The organism is Acidovorax sp. SDU_ACID1 (assembly GCF_045291395.1).
Classification (GTDB): Bacteria; Pseudomonadota; Gammaproteobacteria; order Burkholderiales; family Burkholderiaceae_C; genus MR-S7.
Genome location: NZ_CP152342.1, coordinates 1952313 through 1970500, shown reverse-complemented (window position 1 = coordinate 1970500; position 18188 = coordinate 1952313). Strand labels below are relative to the sequence as shown.

The window sequence follows — 18188 nt, the reverse complement described above, 5'->3', positions numbered from 1 at the left end:
CCTTTCGAGGCGGTCAGACCCGGCCCTTGAGCACGGACAGGTAGGCGGGCTTGAGCATGCGCACCTTCATGAGCCAGGCGAAGTAGCTCTCCTGCAGCGGCTCGATCATGGGCAGCGAAGGGGTCAGGCGCCCCTCGTAGTCGAACTCGATCAGCAGGGCCGAGCCCTCGCGCACGATCAGCGGGCAGGAGGTGTAGCCGTCGAACTTCTGGCCGGGAGCGCGCCCGGCGATCACGTCGGCCAGGTGCTGCGCGACGATGGGGGCGCTTTTCTTCACGGTGGCGGCGGTTTTGCCGCGCGGCGTGCCGTTGATGTCGCCCAGGCCGAAGACGTTGGGGTAGCGGCGGTGCTGCAGCGTGTCCTTGTCCACCTCCAGCCAGCCGCCGGCAGCCATGGGGCCGTCTTTCCAGGCCAGGTCGGAGTTCTTCACCGCATCGGGCGCGCGCATGGGCGGCACGACGTGGATGAAGTCGTAGGGCACTTCGGTCTTCTCGCCCTCGGGGCTGACGAAGGTGGCGCGGCGCGCGCCGATGTCGATGGCCTGGAGCTTCTGCGTGAACTGCACGCCGACACCCAGCGCCTGCCAGCGTTCCAGCACGTTGTCGTTCACGGGCTTGACGCCGAAGACGTTGTGCAGCGCCGAGTAGAACGTGACCTGCGAACGCGCCAGCGTGCCCGCCTGGGCCAGGCGGTCGCGCACCATGAAGGTCATCTTCAGCGGCGCGCCCGCGCACTTGAGCGGCGTGGCTGGCAGCGTCATCACGGCCTGGCCGCCCTTGGCGCGGAACTGGTCCATGGCGGCCCAGGTGGCCACGGCGGCGGCGGAGCTGGGGTAGACGCTGGCCAGGCCGTTGCTGCCGATGGCCTGCACGTCCATACCTTCGATCTGGGACCAGTCCTGGTGCGTGCCGGTGGCGACCACGAGGTAGTCGTAGGCGATGCGCTTGCCGCTGGCGGTGACCACGGCGTTGGCGGCGGGGTCGAACTCGGCCACCATCTCCTTGACCCATTCGACGCCCGCGGGCTGCAGGTCGGCATTGCGGTCGATGACCTTGTCCACGGGCCACACGCCGGAGGCCACCAGCGTGAAGCCGGGCTGGTAGTTGTGCACTTCCTTGGCGTCGACGATGGTGATGCGCGCACCCTCCAGCAGGGCCTGCAGCCGGTGCGCCACGGCGATGCCTGCCAGGCCGCTGCCCGCGATGACGATGTGCGCGCGGGTGGCCTGGGCGGCTTGGCCTGCGGCATGCGCCGGTGCGGCGTGCAGGCCCAGCCCCCATGCAGCGCTGGTGCCTGCCATGCCGCCCAGCCAGGCGCGGCGCGAGGCCATCGGCGGTTTTCCGGGGGATGCTCGGTGGTTCATGGTTGTCTCCTCTTTGTGGTCAAAAACGGTTTCAGGGCATATGGGGCAAGCGCAAGCAGCTATTGATTCGATAGTTCATGGCAGCGCCAGCATCTGGTCGGCCTGGCGCAGGGCGTCTTCGCCCTGCTGCCCGGCCAGCAGCGCCAGGCGCAGGCCGTCCAGCAGCAGGGCGCTGCGCGCCTGCGCCAGCGCCAGCCGGGCGGCGGCGGTGTCGCTCTGGGCGTTCAGCCAGTCGAGCAGGGTGCGGTCGCCCGCCTCGCGGCCAGTGTGCGTGGCATCCAGCCGGGCCTCGCTGGCCTGCAGGGCCTGCTGCAGGGCCTGCACGCGCTCGGCGCCCAGGCTCAGGCCCAGCCAGGCGGCGTGCACCTGGGCGGCCACCTGCTCGCGCAGGCTGTCCTCCTGCGCCTGGGCCTTGTCCTGCAGGCGCAGGCTTTCTTCTTCCTTGGCGCTGCGCCAGCCGCCGGTGTAGAGCGGCACGGTGAGCTGCACGCCCACCAGGGCCTGCGTGCTGCCGTTGCGGGCGCTGCCATAGTCGCCGCTGCCGCGCAGGCGGTCCTGCCCGGCCTGGGCGACCAGGTCGATGCTGGGCGAGGCGGCGCGGCCGTGCCGCTCGGCCTCGGCGCGGGCGGCCTGGACGGCCAGGGCCTGCAGGCGGATGGCAGGGTTGGCGCCGTCCGCTTCGCGCTGCCACGCCTCCAGCGGCTGGGCCAGCGCCTGCGGCGGCGCGCCCATGCCGGGCCGCGGCAGGCGCGCGTCCAGGGAGGAAGAGGGCAGGCCGGTCGTGTCGGCCAGGGCCTGGCGCTGGAGGTCGCGCTCGGTCTGCGCGGCCAGGCGCTGGGCCTGCAGCGCGGCCAGCCGCGCGCGGGCCTCGTGCACGTCGGTGACGGGTGCGTCGCCGATGTCGAAGCGCTCCTGCGCCTCGCCGAACGCCTGGCGCACGGCGGCGAGCTGCTGGTCCTGCACGCGCAGGGCTTCCTGCGCCACGGCCAGGGCCAGGTAGCGCTGCGCCGTGCGCAGCATGGCCTGCTGCCGCTGTGCCTGCCACTGCAGCTCGGCCATCTCGGCCTGCAGGCCCAGCTGCCGCTGCTGCGCGCGCCGCTGGGGGTTGTACAGCGGCTGGCTGGCCTGCAGCGCCCAGCGCGTGGCCGTGCCCCCGGTGACCGAGGTGCCGAAGTCCACGCCGGTGGACCGCCCGAAGCCCGGCGCGGAGAACTGCGCGCCGCGCATGTCGGTCTCGCCCGTGGCCACGCCGGCGGCCGCCGTCAGCGCCACGCCGGGCCGCCACAGCGCGGCGGCCTGGTCGCGCAGCGGCTGCGCGCGCGCATGGTCGGCACGGGCCACGGCCAGCTCGCGGTCGTGCTGCCAGGCGGCCTGCCAGGCCTGCAGCAGGCCGGTGGCGCAGGCCAGACCGGGCAAGGCAGCCAGCACGGCGGCCAGGGCCAGGGGGCGAAGGGGCAGGCGCATAGTCAGTTATCCGTTCCGCTGCGCGCCATCAAGCCGTGGTTTTCTGAGCGGCCTGCGCGAATTCGTCGAACGCGGCGCTGGTGCGCGCCGCATACATCAGCGAGGGGCCGCCGCCCATGTAGACGGCCATGGCCAGCGTTTCGGCCAGCTCCTCGCGCGTGCAGCCGAGCTTGACCAGCGCCTGGGTGTGGTAGCCCACGCAGGGGTCGCAGCGGGCGGCGACGGACAGGGCGGTGGCGATCAGTTCCTTGGTCTTGGCGTCGAGCACGCCGGGCTTGCTGGCGCCCTGGGCCATGGCGCTGAAGCCGCGCATCGTGTCGGGGATCTCGCCGCGCAGCTTGGCGATGGCGGCGCTGGTGTCCTTGATGAGGTCCTGGTAGCTGGGGAACATGGCGGTGGCTCCTTGGGTTTGCTATGGAATGGGTAGCTGCTCGCGCTTGCTGCACAAGCACTAGGGGCTTGTTTTGCTGTGTTTCCTGTACGCCGCGTAGTACAGCGTGGGGATGACGACGAGCGTGAGCAGCGTGGAGACGAAGATGCCGAAGACCAGCGAGATGGCCAGGCCGTTGAAGATGGGGTCGTCCAGGATGAAGAAGGCGCCGGTCATGGCCGCCACGCCCGTGAGCACGATGGGCTGTGTGCGCGTGGCCACGGCATGCACCACGGCCCGGTCCAGCGGCACGCCCGCTGCCTGCTGCAGCCGCACGAAGTCCACCAGCAGGATGGAGTTGCGCACGATGATGCCGGCCAGCGCGATCATGCCGATCATGCTGGTGGCGGTGAACTGCGCGCCCAGCAGCGCGTGGCCGGGCATGACGCCGATGACGGTGAGCGGGATGGGCGCCATGATGATGAGCGGCGCCAGGTAGGAGCCGAACTGCGCCACCACCAGCAGGTAGATCAGCACCAGGCCCACGGCGTAGGCGGCGCCCATGTCGCGGAAGGTCTCGTAGGTGATGCGCCATTCGCCGTCCCAGCGCAGGGTGTAGTCGCGCATGGCGTCCTCGGGCATGGCGACGAAGGTTTCCTTCAAGGCCGTGCCGCCCGGTGCCTGGATCTTCGCGATTTCGCTGCGCATGGCGAACATGCCGTAGAGCGGGCTGTCCACGCGCCCGGCCATGTCGCCCTGGACGTAGTCGACCGGGAGCAGATCCTTGTGGTAGACGGGCTGCTCGCGCTGCGTGTCGCTCACCGTGACCAGCTCGCGTATCGGCACCTGGATCCGCTCGCCCTGGCCCGAGACGCCGCGCACGGTGAGCTGCAGCAGCGCGTCCAGGCTGCCGTGGCTCTCGTCCGGCAGTTGCAGCCATACGGGCACGGGCACCTTGCTGCCGTCGCGCAGCCAGGTGGCAGTCTCGCCCGCCAGGCCCGCGCGCAGCGTGGCGACAATGGCCTGCTGCGGCACGCCGGCCAGCGCGGCCTTGCGGTGATCGACCAGCAGCAGCTTGCGGGGCGCGGCGGCGATGGTCGTGGAATCCACGTCCACCACGCCATCGGTCCGCTCGAACACGGCGCGCACGGCCTCGGTCACCTGGCTGCGGCCTTCAGATTCGGGGCCGTAGATCTCGGCCACGATGGGGGCCATCACGGGCGGGCCGGGCGGCACTTCCACCACCTTCACGTTGGCGTTCCAGCGCCGGCCGATCTCCTGCAGGGCAGGGCGCACGCGCATGGCGATGGCGTGGCTCTGGTCCTTGCGGTGGGCCTTGTCCACCAGGTTGACCTGGATGTCGCCCAGCTCGCTCGCTGCGCGCAGGTCGTACTGGCGCACCAGGCCGTTGAAGTTGATGGGCGAGGCGGTGCCCGCGTAGGCCTGCCAGTCGCGCACCTCGGGCACCGTGGCCAGGTGGGTGCCCAGTTCGCGCAGCACGGCGGCCGTCTCTTCGAGCGGCGTGCCCGCGGGCATGTCCACCACCACCTGGAATTCGGACTTGTTGTCGAACGGCAGCATCTTGAGCTGCACCCGGCCGACGGCGGGCAGCAGCACCGACAGGGCGATGAGCGCGGCCACGGCCAGGCCCAGCAGCGCCCGGTTGCGCGCGCCGCGCCGCTCGTCGAGGAGCGGCGCGAAAAGGCGCTGCAGGCGCGGCTCCAGCTTCGCCGCGAGGCCTGCATGGGCATCGCCCGCGTGCGGCTTCATCCACCGCCGCGCGAGCCACGGCGTGACCACGAAGGCGATGGCCAGCGACAGCAGCATGCCCATGCTGGCATTGATGGGGATGGGCGCCATGTAGGGCCCCATGAGTCCCGAGACGAAAGCCATGGGCAGCAGCGCGGCGATCACCGTGAGGGTGGCGAGGATGGTCGGACCGCCCACCTCGTCCACGGCGCGCGGGATGCTCTGCAGCAGCGGCATACCGGGTTCGAGCTGCTGGTGGCGGTGGATGTTCTCGACCACCACGATGGCGTCGTCCACCAGGATGCCGATGGAGAAGATCAGCGCGAACAGCGACACGCGGTTGAGCGTGAACCCCCAGGCCCACGAGGCGAACAGCGTGGCCGCGAGCGTGAGCACCACGGCCAGGCCGACGATGGCGGCCTCGCGCCGCCCCAGCGCGATGAACACCAGCGCCACCACGGAAGCGGTGGCGAACAGCAGTTTCTGGATGAGCTTTTGCGCCTTGTCGTTGGCGGTCTCGCCGTAGTTGCGCGTCTCCACCACCTGGACCGCGTCGGGAATGACGGTATTGCGCAACTGGTCCATGCGTGCGGCCAGTGCGTTCGCCACGTCGATGGCGTTCTCGCCCGGCTTCTTGGTGATCTGCAGCGTGACGGCGGGGAATTCCCGCGGCCCGCCGGCACCGTTCTTGCCGGGCCGGCCCAGCCACACCATGCGCTGGGCGGGCGGCGGGCCGTCGCGCACCTCGGCCACGTCCTTCAGGAAGACGGGCCTGCCGCCGCGCGCGCCCACGACCAGCTCAGCCACCTCGTCGGCGGAGGAGAGAAACGGTCCCGCCTCCAGGGCCACGGTCTTCTCGCCCGCGAGCAGGTCGCCCACGGGCAGGCCCAGGTTGGCCGACTGCAGCGCGCCGCGCAGCTCGGGCACGGTCACGCCGGAGCCCGCCATGCGTTCGGGGTCCAGGCGCACCAGCACCGCACGGCCGGGGCCGCCGATGGTGCGCACCTCGCGCGCGCCAGGCACGCGCTGCAGCTCGGATTCGACGCTGTGCGCCACGCGCTCCAGGTCGAATGCGCCGGTATCCTGGTCCTTGCCGTGCAGCGTGAAGCTGACGATGGGCACGTCGTCGATTCCCTTGGGCTTGACGAGCGGCTGCAGCACGCCCAGCCCGTCGGGCAGGAAATCGCTGTGGCTGCGCAGTTGGTCGTGCAGGCGCACCAGCGCTTCGGTGCGCGGCACACCCACCTTGAATTGCACCGTGAGCACGGCCAGGCCCGGGCGCGAGACGGACAGCACGTGTTCCGTGCCCTCCATGCCCGAGAGCAACTGCTCGGCGGGCGTGGCCACCATCTGCTCCACGTCGCGCACCGAGGCGCCGGGGAAGGGAATCAGCACATTGGCCATGGTCACGTCGATCTGCGGCTCTTCCTCGCGCGGCGTGACCAGCACGGCGAACGTGCCCAGCAGGAACGCCAGCAGTGCGAGCAGCGGCGTGATCTGCGCCTGCAGGAAGAGGGCGGCAATGCGGCCCGAAATGCCCATGGCGCTGCTACTGCGGCTCATGTCAACGCACCTGCGCGGCGGCCTGGGGGTCGAGGGCCACGCGCTCGCCGCTGCGCAGGCCGCTGAGCACCTGCACGGTGCCTGCAGCGCCGGGCGCGGCGCGGCCCAGGCGCACCTGGCGCAGGCGCGGGCGGCCCTGGGCGTCCACCACGTACACGCCGGTCATCTCCGCACGCCGTACCACGGCGCTGGCAGGAACGGCAGGCAGGGCGGCTGCCGTGTTGCCTGCGGGCAGCCACAAGCGCGCGAAGGTGCCTGGCACCACGCCCTCCAGGCCCGCAGGCAGGTCGGCGCGTACTTGCACGGTGTGCGTGGCACTGTCCACCAGGGGCAGGCGCTGCAGCTGCCGTGCCTCGATGGCGATGCGCTCCCGTCCGGGCAGTTCGATGGCAGCCTGGGCAGACCGGGCCGAGGAGGGCAGCTCCAGCGTTTGCGGCGCCGTCGCGGTGATGCGCAGCGCGCGCGGGTCGTACAGGCGCACCAGAGTCCTGCCCGGCGCGGCCATGTCGCCCAGGGACACGGGCACCTCGCCCACCACGCCGGCGTAGGGTGCGCGCACCACGTAGTGGCTCGACTGCGCCTGGGCCGCATGGGCTTGGGCCTGCTGGGCGCGCACCTGGGCCTGGGCGGCATCGAACTGGGCCTGGCTGCGGTCCAGGGCTGCCTGGCTGATGTACCGCTTCTCGAACAGGCGCCGCTGGCGTTCCAGCTCCTTGCCGGCGATCAGCGCATTCGTGCGCGCGGCTTCCGCCTGGGCTGCGCTGGCCGCCGCGGCCTGGCTGGCGGCTCGGGCGTCGATGCGCGCCAGCTCCTGGCCGGCCTGTACGCGATCGCCAGCACGCACCGCGAGGAAAACCACGGCGCCCGCGACCTGGGACGACACCGTGGTGTCGCGCACGGCTTCCACCACGGCGTCGGCGCTGGTCCAGCCGCCGTCCACGGCCGCTTGGACGGTCACCGTCGCCAATTCGGCTGCGGAGCTGGCCGCCGTCACCAGAGCAGCGGCCAGTGCGATCGCGGCGCGGGCGGACAGTGGAAGGAAGCGGCAGGCAATATTCATAGCTTGATTATTTAATCAATTAGTTAAATAGTCAATCAAAGAATACAATCTGCTCCAGACCTTCTATCCAAGGATTGCCCATGAAAGACTTGCCGCCCGAAGCCCTGGAGCAGGTCGCCGCCTACTTCCAGGCTCTGGCCGAGCCCACGCGCCTGCGCATCCTGAACCTGCTGCGCGATGGCGAGCGCAATGTGGGCGAGCTGGCGCAACTGTGCGGCTACACGGCCGCGAACGTGTCTAAGCACCTGTCGGTACTGACCAAGCACGGACTCGTGGCAAGGGAAGGGCGGGGTACGAGCGTGTACTACCGCATCGAGGATGCGTCGGTGTACGCGCTGTGCGATCTGGTATGCGGCAGCCTGGCACGGCAGTTCGGCCGCCAGGCACACCACCGGGCGCTGTTCAGCCCGTCGGATCCGGCCGCCTGAGCGCGGGGCGGCCGGCCGGCTGGGGAATCAGCCCAGGCCTTCGGGCCTGATCTGTGCGCGTTCGATCACGGGCTTCCAGCGCGCCTGCTCGGACTTGATGAAAGCATCGAACTCGGCCGCGGTATTGCCCACGGCCAGGGCCGTTTCCTGCGCCAGCTTGTCACGCACAAGCGTGCTGCGCGCGGCCTTGATGGCCTCGGCTTCCAGCTTGGCCAGATGCGCCTTCGGCCATTTGGAGGGAGCGATCAGGCCATACCACTGCGTCATCTCGAAGCCCTTGAAGCCCTGCTCGGCCACCGTGGGCACGTCGGGCAACTGAGGCAGGCGCTGCGTCGTGCCGGTCGCGATGCAGCGCAGCTTGCCCGACTTGATGAACTGCAGCAGGGCAGGGGCACCCACGGAGGCGGCCTGCAGCCGCCCTGCCATCAAGTCCGTCAACATCGGACCCGTGCCGCGATAAGGCACGTGCAGCATGAAGGTGCCCGAGACCATCTTGAGGTATTCGAACGCCAGGTGGCCCGCGCTGCCATTGCCGGCCGAACCGTAATTGAGCTGGCCCGGCTTGGCCTTCACATAGGCAATGAACTCGGTCAGGTTCTTCACGGGCAGATCGGGGTGCACCACGTACAGGCTGGGCACCTTGGACAGCAGCGTGATCGGCGCGAAATCGCGGTTGGCATCGTAGGGCAGCTTGGGAAAGATGAACGGGTTCACTGCCAAGGTGCCGATGTGCCCCAGGATCAACGTGTGCTCGTCCGTGCTGGCCGCCACTTCCTGCATGGCGATGTTGCCGGCAGCGCCGGGCTTGTTGTCGACGAACACGTTCTGTCCGATGGTCTTGGCCATCTCGGCAGCCGCTGCCCGCGCCACGATTTCCGAACTGCCGCCCGGCGCGAACGGGACCACGAGGCGCAGCGGCTTGGTAGGCCAATTGGCTTGCGCCCGAGCGGTCGGCACACCGAGCGCCGTGGCCGCACAGCCCACGAGGACCTGCCGGCGCGTCGCCGTAAAAGTGGTGGTGACCTGCTCCCCATAGGGCGTACCAGTTGAAGGTTAGTAGAGTCCGTTTTCAGAGGAAGAACGGACATGAAGAAGAGCAGATTCACCGACGAGCAGATCATCGGATTTCTCAAGCAGGCCGAGGGCGGCATGCCGGTCAAGGAACTGTGCCGCCTGGGCGGCTTCAGCGATGCGACCTTCTATAAGTGGCGTGCCAAGTTCGGTGGCATGCAGGCCAGCGAGGCCACGCGGCTGCGCGAGATCGAGGGCGAGAACGCCAAACTCAAGAAACTGCTGGCCGAGGCCCATCTACACATCGAAGCGCTGAAGGTGGGCTTCGGGGTAAAGCGCTGACCCCGCAGGCCAGGCGCGAGGCCGCTGCCAGGATGGTTCAAGAACTGTCCATCAGCGAGCGCCGCGCCTGTCGCTATGCGGGGTTGTCCAGAACCAGCTACCGGGAGCCGCCCAGCATGAACGAGTCCACAGCCAGCCTGAGCACGCGCATCGTCGAGTTGGCGCATGAGCGCCGGCGCTTCGGCTACCGGCGCATCCATGACCTGTTGGCCCTGGAAGGCCATCAGGTGAACCACAAGCGCGTGTGGCGCCTGTACAAGCTGGCCAACCTGTCGGTGCGCAAGCGCCGCAAGGTCAAGCGTCCCACGGGCGAGCGTCAGCCCTTGGTGAGCAGCCGCCATGTCAATGACACCTGGAGCACGGACTTCGTGATGGACGCACTGACCAATGGCCGGCGCATCAAGTGCCTGACGGTGGTCGATGACTTCAGCCGCGAGTGCGTGGACATCGCGGTGGATCACGGCATGGGCGGCGAGTACGTCGTGCGCTTGCTGGACCAGGCCGCGCAGTTCCGAGGCTATCCACTGGCCATCCGCACCGATCAGGGGCCGGAGTTCACCAGCCGGGCTTTCATTGCGTGGGCAGCGGCACGAGGCGTGCGGCACCTGCTCAACGATGCAGGCTGTCCGACCCAGAACGCCTACATCGAGAGCTTCAACGGCAAATTCAGGGATGAGTGCTTGAACGAGCAATGGTTCGAGACGCTGGTGCAGGCTCGCCAGGAGGTGGCCCGATGGCGGCGTGACTACAACGAGGTGCGGCCCCACAGTTCACTGGGGCGCATCTCGCCGGCCAGCTTTGCTGCCTTGCATCGCCAGCGCGCTGGCGATGCAAGGCAATCACCGGAGATCAAGTAGTCTCCACAACCTTGGACTCGCTAACTCGGGACTGGCACGTCTAACGGGGGCAGGTCACGCCAACGCCCAAGGCTGCCGGAGTATTACTGCCGAATACCTCCGACGCACGGTCTTGGACAACGAGGCAACGAATGCTGGCTGGACGCGCCTCGCTGAGCATTGGAGACTCTACAGCGAGCGACTCTCTTTAGCTTCGAAGCAGGGGCCAGCCAGTTCGGGTAGGTTGATGTTGACGCGAAGCAGCGCGTCAACAAATTCCTAGCGGAACAGAATTGCCCATTGCTAGGAGGATCTTGTCGCGGAGCAGCCCATTGAAGGGGGTGTTTGTTGTCGGACAGCTCCTGTCAGCTGCAGTTTGCCTGGTTGCTTTTGATATTTAACATAATATAAATCGTATAAAGTCAAAGAGGCATAAAAAAGGCTCTGTTCTGCAACAGAGCCTTTCCGGATTTGTTTGGTAGGACGTACAAGATTCGAACTTGTGACCAACGGATTAAAAGTCCGCTGCTCTACCAACTGAGCTAACGTCCCGTACCAGCAAAGCACAAGATTATAGCCGGCTTTTACAGCCTGCTACGCGGCAGCGAGCCTGTCGAGTACCCATCCGCTGGCACATTGCCCGAAGGTAGCCGTGACGGCGACTGACGAACCGTAGCCGTGGCAGTTCAACGATCCGTCGCCTCCGGGCATTTCACACGACGCATGCGGTGGTGCGACAGACTCGCGGCTGAAAACGCAGGCCAGGCCGATGCGCTTGCCATCGCGCGCCGCGCCGTGCTGCTTGCGCAGACGGTAGCGCAGTTGCGCGAGCAACGGGTCATGGGTGGTTTGCGAAAGATCCTCGATGTCCACCTTGTGCGCCAGCCGCTTGCCGCCGGCTGCGCCGACGCTGATGAACGGTAGCCGCCGCATCTGCAGGGCCCATGCCGCCATGGCAGTCTTGGCTTGGACTTGGTCGCAAGCGTCGATCACCGCATCGACCGGCCCGGGCAGGATCGCGGGCCAGTTAGCGGCTTCCACGAAGTCCTCGACGCATTCGACTCGGCAATCGGGATTGATCAGGCGTATGCGCTCGGCCATGGCCCGTACCTTGGCCTGGCCCATCGTCGTGGAGAGCGCATGGATCTGGCGGTTGATATTGGACTCCGCCACATGGTCCAGGTCGATCAGCGTCAAGTGACCAACGCCACTGCGTGCCAATGCCTCGGCAGCCCAAGAACCTACGCCGCCGATGCCGACCACGGCCACATGTGCGGCGCGGATGCGCCCTGCCCCCTCGGTGCCATACAAGCGCGCCAGCCCGCCGAAGCGGCGGCCATGGTCACTGTCCTGCAAAGGAGACGTGTCTGCCGCGCTCACTTCAAGCGCGCCAGGCGCTCCTTGGCCGCAGCAGCAGCTTCGGACTGGGGATAGACACGCAGCAAGTCTTCCAGCGTCTTGCGGGCCCCGCGCGTATCCTTCAGCTCGACTTGGCAATTGGCGATCGACAGTGCCGCCTCGGGGGCGCGCGCATGGTCGGGCGCTGCGGACAGCAACGCCTTGAAGTTGTCGATGGCGGACTTGTAGTCGCGCGTGGCGTACTGCGCGTTGCCCAGCCAGAAGCGCGCCGAAGGGGCGTAGCCCGACTGGGGATACTGGCGCAGGAAGCCGCCGAATGCCGGGACGGCGTCTGCGAACTTGCCAGAGCGGAACACGGCCAGTGCAGCCTCGAAGTCGCGCTTCTCGGCCGGGTCGGCCCGGAATTCGCGGCCGTCCACCTGCACGGCGGTGGGCTCGAACTGGCGCAGACGCTCGTCCATGCCCTGCGCCATATCCTTCTGGCGGCGCTGCAGTTCCGCCACGTCCCGCTGCAGCTGTTCGTTCTGGCCCCGCATCGTGGCCAGTTCCGTGCGCAGGGTTTCGATCTGGGTCTGCAGGTCGAGCAGGCTGCGGCGCAGTTGAGAGACGTCCTCGCCGGAGCGCTCGCCGGTGCGCTGGTTGGCCTGCTGCATCACATCGACGCGCTGGCGCAGTTCCAGGATGGCCCGGCGCGCCTCGTCATCCTCGAACAGGGCATAGCTCGGCGTGGCCCACAGGGCGGCCAGTGCGCAGGCGGCGGCTGCGGCCAGGGCGCGCGGCTGGATCGTACGACGCATGCGCCTCCCTATCAGCGGTACGACAGCTCGGCGCGGCGGTTCTGCGCGTGCGCCTCTTCGCCGTGGCCTTGGGCAGCAGGCTTTTCCTTGCCGAAGCTGACGGCTTCCATCTGGCTGTCGGGTACGCCCAGCAGGCCCATGGCGCGGCGCACGGCCTCGGCGCGCTTCTGGCCCAGGGCCAGGTTGTATTCACGGCCGCCGCGCTCGTCTGTGTGGCCTTCGATCATCACCTTGCGGCCGGGCGCAGCCTTGACATAGCGCGCGTGTGCGTCGATCACCGACTGGAACTCGGGCTTGATGCTGTAGCTGTCGAAGTCGAAGTACACGATGCGCGCCACACCCACGGGACCGCCCTGGTTGCCGGCCGACTGGCTCAGGTCCACGGGTGCCACGCCGCTCTGACTCGTGCCGCCGGCATTGGCGCCGCCAGGAGGAACCGTGGAGGTGGCGCCCTTGTCCTCGACGGGCACGTCGTCCAGCTTCACGCCGGAGCTGCAGCCGGCGATGAGGGCGGCGATGGTGAGCGCGATCGATACGCGCTTGAAATGGATGCGGTTCATGGTGACTCTCCTGAAGAGCGGGTTGTTTGTATTGGGATAGGGATCACTGCTTCTGAAACGGGCCCCAATCGGGTTCGCGGATGTCTCCGCCCTGCCCGGCCAAGCGTGCCTTGATCTTGCCGTCCAGCGTGGTGGTCATGAGCGCCTCGCGGCCCTGCTGCTGCGTGGCGTACACGATGAGCCGGCTGTTGGGCGCGAAGCTGGGGTTCTCGTCGGCGGTGGTGTCCGTGAGGGCGGTCACGGTGCCCGATTTCAGGTCCATCACATGGAGCTTATAGGCGTTGCCGGAGCGGGAGATGTAGGCCAACCACTGACCGTCGGGGCTGATACTGGGCGAGATGTTGTAGGAACCGCTGAAGGTGACGCGCTCCGCACCGCCGCCGGAGGCCGCCACGCGGTAGATCTGCGGCGAGCCGCCGCGGTCGCTCACGAAATAGATGCTGCGGCCGTCGCCGGAGAACACCGGCTCGGTGTCAATGCCGCCGCTTTGCATGAGGCGGCGCGGCTCTCCGCCGTTCGCGTCGATGGTGTAGAGCTGCGAGCCGCCGTCGCGGCTGAGCGTGACGGCCAGAGTGCGGCCGTCGGGCGACCAGGCCGGCGCACTGTTGGAGCCGCGGAAATTGGCGATCAGGCGCCGGCGCCCGGTGGAGACGTCGTGCACATAGACCACGGGCTTGCGCGACTCGAACGACACGTAGGCCAGTTGCCCGCCCGAGGGTGACCAGGCCGGCGAGATGATGGGCTCGGGGCTGGAGAGCGCCGACTGCGCGTTCTCGCCGTCCGCGTCGGCCACCCACAGGCTGTAGCGCGCGCCGACCTTGGTGACGTAGGCGATGCGCGTGGAGAAGATGCCGCGCTCGCCGGTGAGCTTTTCGTAGATGAAGTCGGCGATGCGGTGGGCCACCAGGCGCAGGTCGGCCTGCGTTACCACGAAGCTCTGGCCGCCCAGATCCTGGGCCTTGACCACATCCCACAGGCGGAAGCGCACATCAAAGCGGCCGTCGGCCAGGCGAGTGACGCTGCCGGAGGCCAGCGCGTCGGCCTTGCGCTGGCGCCACAGGGCGACATCGGGGCGCGAGGATTCGTCCAGCGCCACGCCCGATGCGTCCACGCCGACGAAGCGCCCGCTGCGCTCCAGGTCGGCCTGCACGATGGCCGAGATTTTCTGCGGCGACTGCGCCTCGCCGCGGAACGGCGCCAGGGCGATGGGCAACTGCGTCAGGCCCACGCCGGTGATCTCGACGCGGAACTGCGCGAGGGCGGGCAATGCGGGAGTGGATGCGAGCGCGGCGACCAGAGTGCGCCGGGAAGGCTGCGGCAGGGCCGCGGAGAAGGAAGGGGGAAAGGGGAGCGGTCAATAGACATTGGCAACCATCGAATAACCGTGAAATGCCGGCAAACAGAGCCTCGCATGTTACACATAGCGTAGCGTGCGCTGTGACAAACTGTGCACGCCAGCCACCACCGAAACGTAGAATCCGCCCCTCATGCAAGACCCGAATCATAGCGCGCCGGCGGCTGCCGCACGGCCTCTTCCGCTGCTGACACGACTGCGACGCCTGCATGTGTATTTCGGTCACCAGCGGCTGGCATGGAGCCTGGCGGTGCTCGCCACGCTGGTCGCGGCGGTCACCGAACCGTTGATTCCCGCGCTGCTCAAGCCCTTGCTGGACCAGGGGTTCACCGAGGGATCGCTGGACCTGTGGATGGTTCCCCTGGCCATCGTCGGCGTGTTCTTCGTGCGCGGGCTGGCGCAGTTCACCGGGCAGTACGCGCTGGCGCGCATCGCCAACGAGGGCATGCTGCGCCTGCGCACCGCCCTCTTCGACCGGCTGCTGGTGGCCGACATGGCCCTGTTCGGCCGGCAGTCGGCCAGCACGCTGTCCAACACCGTGGTCTACGAGGTGCAGAACGGCTTCAACGCGCTGGTGCAGGCGCTGCTTGGCCTGTCGCGCGACGGCTTCACGCTGGTGGCGCTGCTGGGCTACCTGCTCTACCTGAACTGGCAGCTCACGCTGATCGTCGCGGTGATGGTGCCGGGCGTGGCCTGGATCATGAAGACGCTCTCGCGCCGGCTCTACAAGATCACCAAGAGCAGCCAGCAGGCCACCGATGACCTGGCCTATGTGGTGGAGGAAAACGTGCTCGCCCACCGCATGGTGCGCCTGCACGGCGCGCAGCAGGACCAGGCCGGGCGCTTCGGCGCACTGAGCCAGAGCCTGCGCCGCCTGGCGATCAAGTCCACCATCGCCTCGGCCGCGATGACGCCCACCACGCAGCTGCTGGCCGCCGTGTCGCTGTCGGCCGTGATCTGCATCGCGCTGTGGCAAAGCCGCGGCGCCGGCGCGCAGGACGTGACGGTGGGCGGCTTCGCCGCGTTCATCGCCGCCATGCTGATGCTGATCGCGCCCATCCGCCGGCTGGCCGACGTGGCCAACCCCATCACGCGCGGCGTTGCGGCGCTGGAGCGCGGCCTGCTGCTGCTGGGCGAGACCGAGCCCGAATCCAGCGGCAGCCACCGCGCCGCGCGCGCCGAAGGAGCGATCACGCTGCAGAACGTGTCCGTGGCGTTCAACGCCGAGCAGGCGCCCGCCTTGAACGGCGTGAGCCTGGCCATCCGCCCCGGCGAGGTGGTGGCGCTGGTTGGCCCCTCGGGCGCGGGCAAGACCACGCTGGTGAACCTGCTGCCGCGCTTCATCGCGCCCAGCGCCGGCGCGGTGCTGCTGGACGGCGTGCCGGTGCAGGACTGGGACCTGCGCGCGCTGCGCACGCAGTTCGCGCTGGTGAGCCAGGACGTGGTGATGTTCAACGCCAGCATCGCCGCCAACGTGGCTCTCGGCACGGCGCCCGGCGCGGCCATCGACGAGCAGCGCGTGCGCGAGTGCCTGGCCGCCGCGAACCTGGCCGATCACGTGGCCGCCCTGCCCCAGGGCATCCACACCGTCGTGGGACACAACGCCACGCAGCTCTCGGGCGGGCAGCGCCAGCGGCTGGCGATCGCGCGGGCGCTCTACAAGGACGCGCCCATCCTGATCCTCGACGAAGCCACGTCGGCGCTCGACACCGAATCCGAGCGGCTGGTGCAGGAGGCCCTGCAGCGCCTGATGCGCGGGCGCACCACGCTGGTCATCGCGCATCGGCTGTCCACCATCGAGCACGCGGACCGCGTGGTGGTGATGGAGCGCGGGCAGATCGCCGAGCAAGGCACGCACGCCGAGCTGGTGGCCGCCGGCGGGCTGTATGCGCGGCTGCAGGCGCGCTCCGGCGGCGCCTGAGCCAATGCAAAAATCATAGCTGGCCGCGCGGGTCCAGCAAGGCATTCAGCAATAAATCGCCCTGAACCCCTTGGCTGGGAAGCGCAAGCAGCTATCGAATCGGAAGCATCACCATTTGCCGCGGTTGGGCTGGCGCTTGCGCATGGCCTCGGCGATCAGCTCCACCATGTCGGCGCGGTCGGCCTGCCGCGCGAAGTCGGTGGCCGTCAGGCCGAGCTGGTTCCTGAGTGTGGGGTCGGCCCCCTCCTCCACCAGCCGCCGCGCGGTATCCGCCGTGCCGTAGCGCACGGCCATCATCAGCGGCGTGGTGCCGTTGGGCGAGGCGGCATCGATGTAGGCATGGTGCTCCAGCAGCAGCGCCACCATGTCCGGCGCCTGCGCCGCGGTGGACGAGGCGGCGTAGTGCAGCGGCGTCCAGCCGGTCTTGTTCACGTCGGCGTCGCGCGCGATGAGCGCGCGGGCCGCCTCCAGGTGGCCGCGCAGCGCCGCCATCATCAGCGCGCTCTCGTCCTTGGCGTTGCGCTCCTCCGGCTTCAGGCCCTTGGCCGCGATCAGCGCCATGGCGGCCTTGTACGACTCGCCGCGCAGCGCCACGATGAGCGCGGGCTCCCCCTTGGGGTCGCGTGCGTTGGGGTCGAAGCCGCGGCGCAGCAGCCCGGTGATGGCCGCGCCGTTGTCGAGCTCGACCGCGCGGAAGAAGTCTTCATAGGCGCCGGCGCGGGCCGCTCCGGCCACAGCCGCCAGGGCCAGCCATGCGAGCGTGGTGCGGCGGCGGGTCATGCGGGCTCCTTCAGGAAGAGTTGCTCGAAGTTGCGGCTGGTGGCGGCGGCCACTTCCTCGACGGACAGCCCCCGGACCTCGGCGATCTGCCGCGCCACGTAAGGCACGTACGACGGATTGTTGGTCTTGCCCCGGTACGGCACGGGGGCGAGGTAAGGGCTGTCGGTCTCGATGAGCAGGCGGTCCAGGGGTACGAAGGCGGCCACGTCGCGCAGGTCCTGCGCGTTCTTGAAGGTGACGATGCCGGAGAACGAGATGTAGTAGCCCAGCTCCAGCGCCGCGCGCGCCACCTGGGCGGTTTCGGTGAAGCAGTGGAACACGCCCCCGGCGCGGTTGCCCGGGCCGTCCTCGCCCTCCTCGCGCAGGATGGCGAGCGTGTCGGCCGACGCGCTGCGCGTGTGGATCACCAGCGGCTTGGCGGTGGCGCGGGCCGCGCGGATGTGGGTGCGGAAGCGCTCGCGCTGCCACTCCAGGTCGGCCACGCTGCGCCCGCCCTTGCGGTCTTCCATGCCGTAGTAGTCCAGCCCTGTCTCGCCGATGGCCACCACGCGCGGCAGCGCGGCGCGCTCCACCAGGTCCTGCACGCCGGGCTCGGTCACGCCCTCGTTGTCCGGGTGCACGCCCACGGTGGCCCAGAAGTTGTCATAAGCCCTGGCCAGGCCGTGCACGGCGGGGAATTCCTCCATCGTGGTGCAGATGCACAGGGCCCGGTCCACCTGCGCCTCCTGCATGGCCTGGCGGATCTGGGGCAGCTGGCTGACCAGCTCGGGAAAGTTCAGGTGGCAGTGGGAATCGACGAACATGGCGGTGAAAAAACAAATGCCGACCGGCGCGCGGTCGGCATGGTGCGGGGGAGTGCTGTCAGATGGTCTGCGTGGGCCGGTCCGAGGCCAGGCTGGTGCCCAGGATTTCCTCGATCTTGAGCTTGAGCTGGCGCGACTTGTCGTCCTTGGGAAACTGGATGCCCACGCCCTGTGTGCGGTTGCCCGCCGCGCGCGCCGGCGTCACCCAGGCCACACGGCCGGCCACAGGGTAGCGCTGCGGGTCGTCGGGCAGCGTGAGCAGCACGTAAACGTCGTCGCCCAGCTTGTACTCGCGGGGGTGGGGATGAAGATGCCGCCGTCCTCGAAGAAGGGGATGTAGGCTGCATAGAGCGCCGCCTTCTCCTTGATGTTGAGCTGCATGACGCTCGGGCGCGGCGCTGTGGAGGGACTGCTCATGGGGCGTGGAT

General features: G+C 68.8%; 15 protein-coding genes, 1 tRNA gene and 1 pseudogene. 3 read left to right on the top strand and 14 right to left on the bottom strand.

What is annotated here, in order from left to right:
- Positions 1-13: 13 nt before the first annotated feature.
- From AAG689_RS09685 to AAG689_RS09665, 5 genes are all read right to left on the bottom strand, one after another.
- Complete coding sequence (locus tag AAG689_RS09685) at positions 14-1363, bottom strand: NAD(P)/FAD-dependent oxidoreductase (RefSeq protein ID WP_406625750.1); 1350 nt, start codon at positions 1361-1363, stop codon at positions 14-16.
- Between the two features lie 75 nt (positions 1364-1438).
- On the bottom strand, positions 1439-2827 hold the full coding sequence (locus AAG689_RS09680) for a TolC family protein (protein ID WP_406625749.1): 1389 nt from the start codon (positions 2825-2827) through the stop codon (positions 1439-1441).
- 28 nt (positions 2828-2855) lie between these two features.
- Positions 2856-3218, bottom strand: a complete 363-nt coding sequence (locus AAG689_RS09675) for a carboxymuconolactone decarboxylase family protein (RefSeq protein ID WP_406625748.1) — start codon at positions 3216-3218, stop codon at positions 2856-2858.
- Between the two features lie 60 nt (positions 3219-3278).
- Entirely contained in the window at positions 3279-6509 is a 3231-nt protein-coding gene (locus AAG689_RS09670; RefSeq protein WP_406625747.1) for an efflux RND transporter permease subunit, read from the bottom strand.
- A gap of 1 nt (position 6510) precedes the next feature.
- On the bottom strand, positions 6511-7569 hold the full coding sequence (locus AAG689_RS09665; protein WP_406625746.1) for an efflux RND transporter periplasmic adaptor subunit: 1059 nt from the start codon (positions 7567-7569) through the stop codon (positions 6511-6513).
- Between the two features lie 80 nt (positions 7570-7649).
- On the opposite strand from AAG689_RS09665, the gene AAG689_RS09660 reads away from it, so the two are divergent.
- Positions 7650-7997, top strand: a complete 348-nt coding sequence (locus AAG689_RS09660) for a helix-turn-helix transcriptional regulator (protein WP_020228144.1) — start codon at positions 7650-7652, stop codon at positions 7995-7997.
- 27 nt (positions 7998-8024) lie between these two features.
- On the opposite strand, the gene AAG689_RS09655 is transcribed toward AAG689_RS09660, so the two are convergent.
- On the bottom strand, positions 8025-8903 hold the full coding sequence (locus AAG689_RS09655; protein ID WP_406625745.1) for a Bug family tripartite tricarboxylate transporter substrate binding protein: 879 nt from the start codon (positions 8901-8903) through the stop codon (positions 8025-8027).
- A 180-nt stretch (positions 8904-9083) separates the two neighbouring features.
- On the opposite strand from AAG689_RS09655, the gene AAG689_RS09650 reads away from it, so the two are divergent.
- Positions 9084-10207, top strand: a protein-coding gene (locus tag AAG689_RS09650; RefSeq protein ID WP_406622737.1) for an IS3 family transposase whose coding sequence is annotated in 2 segments (ribosomal slippage) — positions 9084-9339 and positions 9339-10207 — 1125 coding nt in all. Because the reading frame shifts where the segments join, the coding sequence is not laid out codon by codon here.
- A 455-nt stretch (positions 10208-10662) separates the two neighbouring features.
- On the opposite strand, the gene AAG689_RS09645 is transcribed toward AAG689_RS09650, so the two are convergent.
- The 5 genes from AAG689_RS09645 to tolB form a co-directional block, all read right to left on the bottom strand.
- Positions 10663-10738: transfer RNA gene (locus AAG689_RS09645), tRNA-Lys, on the bottom strand.
- A 42-nt stretch (positions 10739-10780) separates the two neighbouring features.
- Positions 10781-11566 (bottom strand): ThiF family adenylyltransferase, encoded by a 786-nt coding sequence (locus tag AAG689_RS09640; RefSeq protein ID WP_406625744.1) that lies wholly within the window; start codon positions 11564-11566, stop codon positions 10781-10783.
- On the bottom strand, positions 11563-12342 hold the full coding sequence (ybgF, locus tag AAG689_RS09635) for a tol-pal system protein YbgF (protein WP_406625743.1): 780 nt from the start codon (positions 12340-12342) through the stop codon (positions 11563-11565). Before ybgF ends, AAG689_RS09640 begins: the two co-directional genes overlap by 4 nt.
- A gap of 11 nt (positions 12343-12353) precedes the next feature.
- Entirely contained in the window at positions 12354-12902 is a 549-nt protein-coding gene (gene pal / locus AAG689_RS09630) for a peptidoglycan-associated lipoprotein Pal (RefSeq protein ID WP_020228150.1), read from the bottom strand.
- Between the two features lie 43 nt (positions 12903-12945).
- Positions 12946-14199 (bottom strand): Tol-Pal system beta propeller repeat protein TolB, encoded by a 1254-nt coding sequence (gene tolB / locus AAG689_RS09625; protein WP_406626320.1) that lies wholly within the window; start codon positions 14197-14199, stop codon positions 12946-12948.
- A 190-nt stretch (positions 14200-14389) separates the two neighbouring features.
- On the opposite strand from tolB, the gene msbA reads away from it, so the two are divergent.
- Complete coding sequence (msbA, locus tag AAG689_RS09620) at positions 14390-16177, top strand: lipid A export permease/ATP-binding protein MsbA (protein WP_024001233.1); 1788 nt, start codon at positions 14390-14392, stop codon at positions 16175-16177.
- A 108-nt stretch (positions 16178-16285) separates the two neighbouring features.
- Here msbA and AAG689_RS09615 read toward each other — a convergent pair whose 3' ends face one another.
- From AAG689_RS09615 to AAG689_RS09605, 3 genes and pseudogenes are all read right to left on the bottom strand, one after another.
- Entirely contained in the window at positions 16286-16957 is a 672-nt protein-coding gene (locus AAG689_RS09615; protein WP_406625742.1) for an ankyrin repeat domain-containing protein, read from the bottom strand.
- Complete coding sequence (locus AAG689_RS09610) at positions 16954-17760, bottom strand: TatD family hydrolase (RefSeq protein WP_406625741.1); 807 nt, start codon at positions 17758-17760, stop codon at positions 16954-16956. Before AAG689_RS09610 ends, AAG689_RS09615 begins: the two co-directional genes overlap by 4 nt.
- 58 nt (positions 17761-17818) lie before the next feature.
- Positions 17819-18177, bottom strand: a pseudogene (locus AAG689_RS09605) (PilZ domain-containing protein).
- Positions 18178-18188: the final 11 nt, after the last annotated feature.

Bases quoted from the DNA above. Each gene is read 5' to 3' on its own strand.
- AAG689_RS09660 (WP_020228144.1), top strand. From the start codon at position 7,650: ATGAAAGACTTGCCGCCCGAAGCCCTGGAGCAGGTCGCCGCCTACTTC.
- AAG689_RS09615 (WP_406625742.1), bottom strand. From the start codon at position 16,957: ATGACCCGCCGCCGCACCACGCTCGCATGGCTGGCCCTGGCGGCTGTG.
- msbA (WP_024001233.1), top strand. From the start codon at position 14,390: ATGCAAGACCCGAATCATAGCGCGCCGGCGGCTGCCGCACGGCCTCTT.
- AAG689_RS09665 (WP_406625746.1), bottom strand. From the start codon at position 7,569: ATGAATATTGCCTGCCGCTTCCTTCCACTGTCCGCCCGCGCCGCGATC.
- AAG689_RS09685 (WP_406625750.1), bottom strand. From the start codon at position 1,363: ATGAACCACCGAGCATCCCCCGGAAAACCGCCGATGGCCTCGCGCCGC.
- AAG689_RS09610 (WP_406625741.1), bottom strand. From the start codon at position 17,760: ATGTTCGTCGATTCCCACTGCCACCTGAACTTTCCCGAGCTGGTCAGC.
- AAG689_RS09670 (WP_406625747.1), bottom strand. From the start codon at position 6,509: ATGAGCCGCAGTAGCAGCGCCATGGGCATTTCGGGCCGCATTGCCGCC.
- pal (WP_020228150.1), bottom strand. From the start codon at position 12,902: ATGAACCGCATCCATTTCAAGCGCGTATCGATCGCGCTCACCATCGCC.
- ybgF (WP_406625743.1), bottom strand. From the start codon at position 12,342: ATGCGTCGTACGATCCAGCCGCGCGCCCTGGCCGCAGCCGCCGCCTGC.
- AAG689_RS09675 (WP_406625748.1), bottom strand. From the start codon at position 3,218: ATGTTCCCCAGCTACCAGGACCTCATCAAGGACACCAGCGCCGCCATC.
- AAG689_RS09680 (WP_406625749.1), bottom strand. From the start codon at position 2,827: ATGCGCCTGCCCCTTCGCCCCCTGGCCCTGGCCGCCGTGCTGGCTGCC.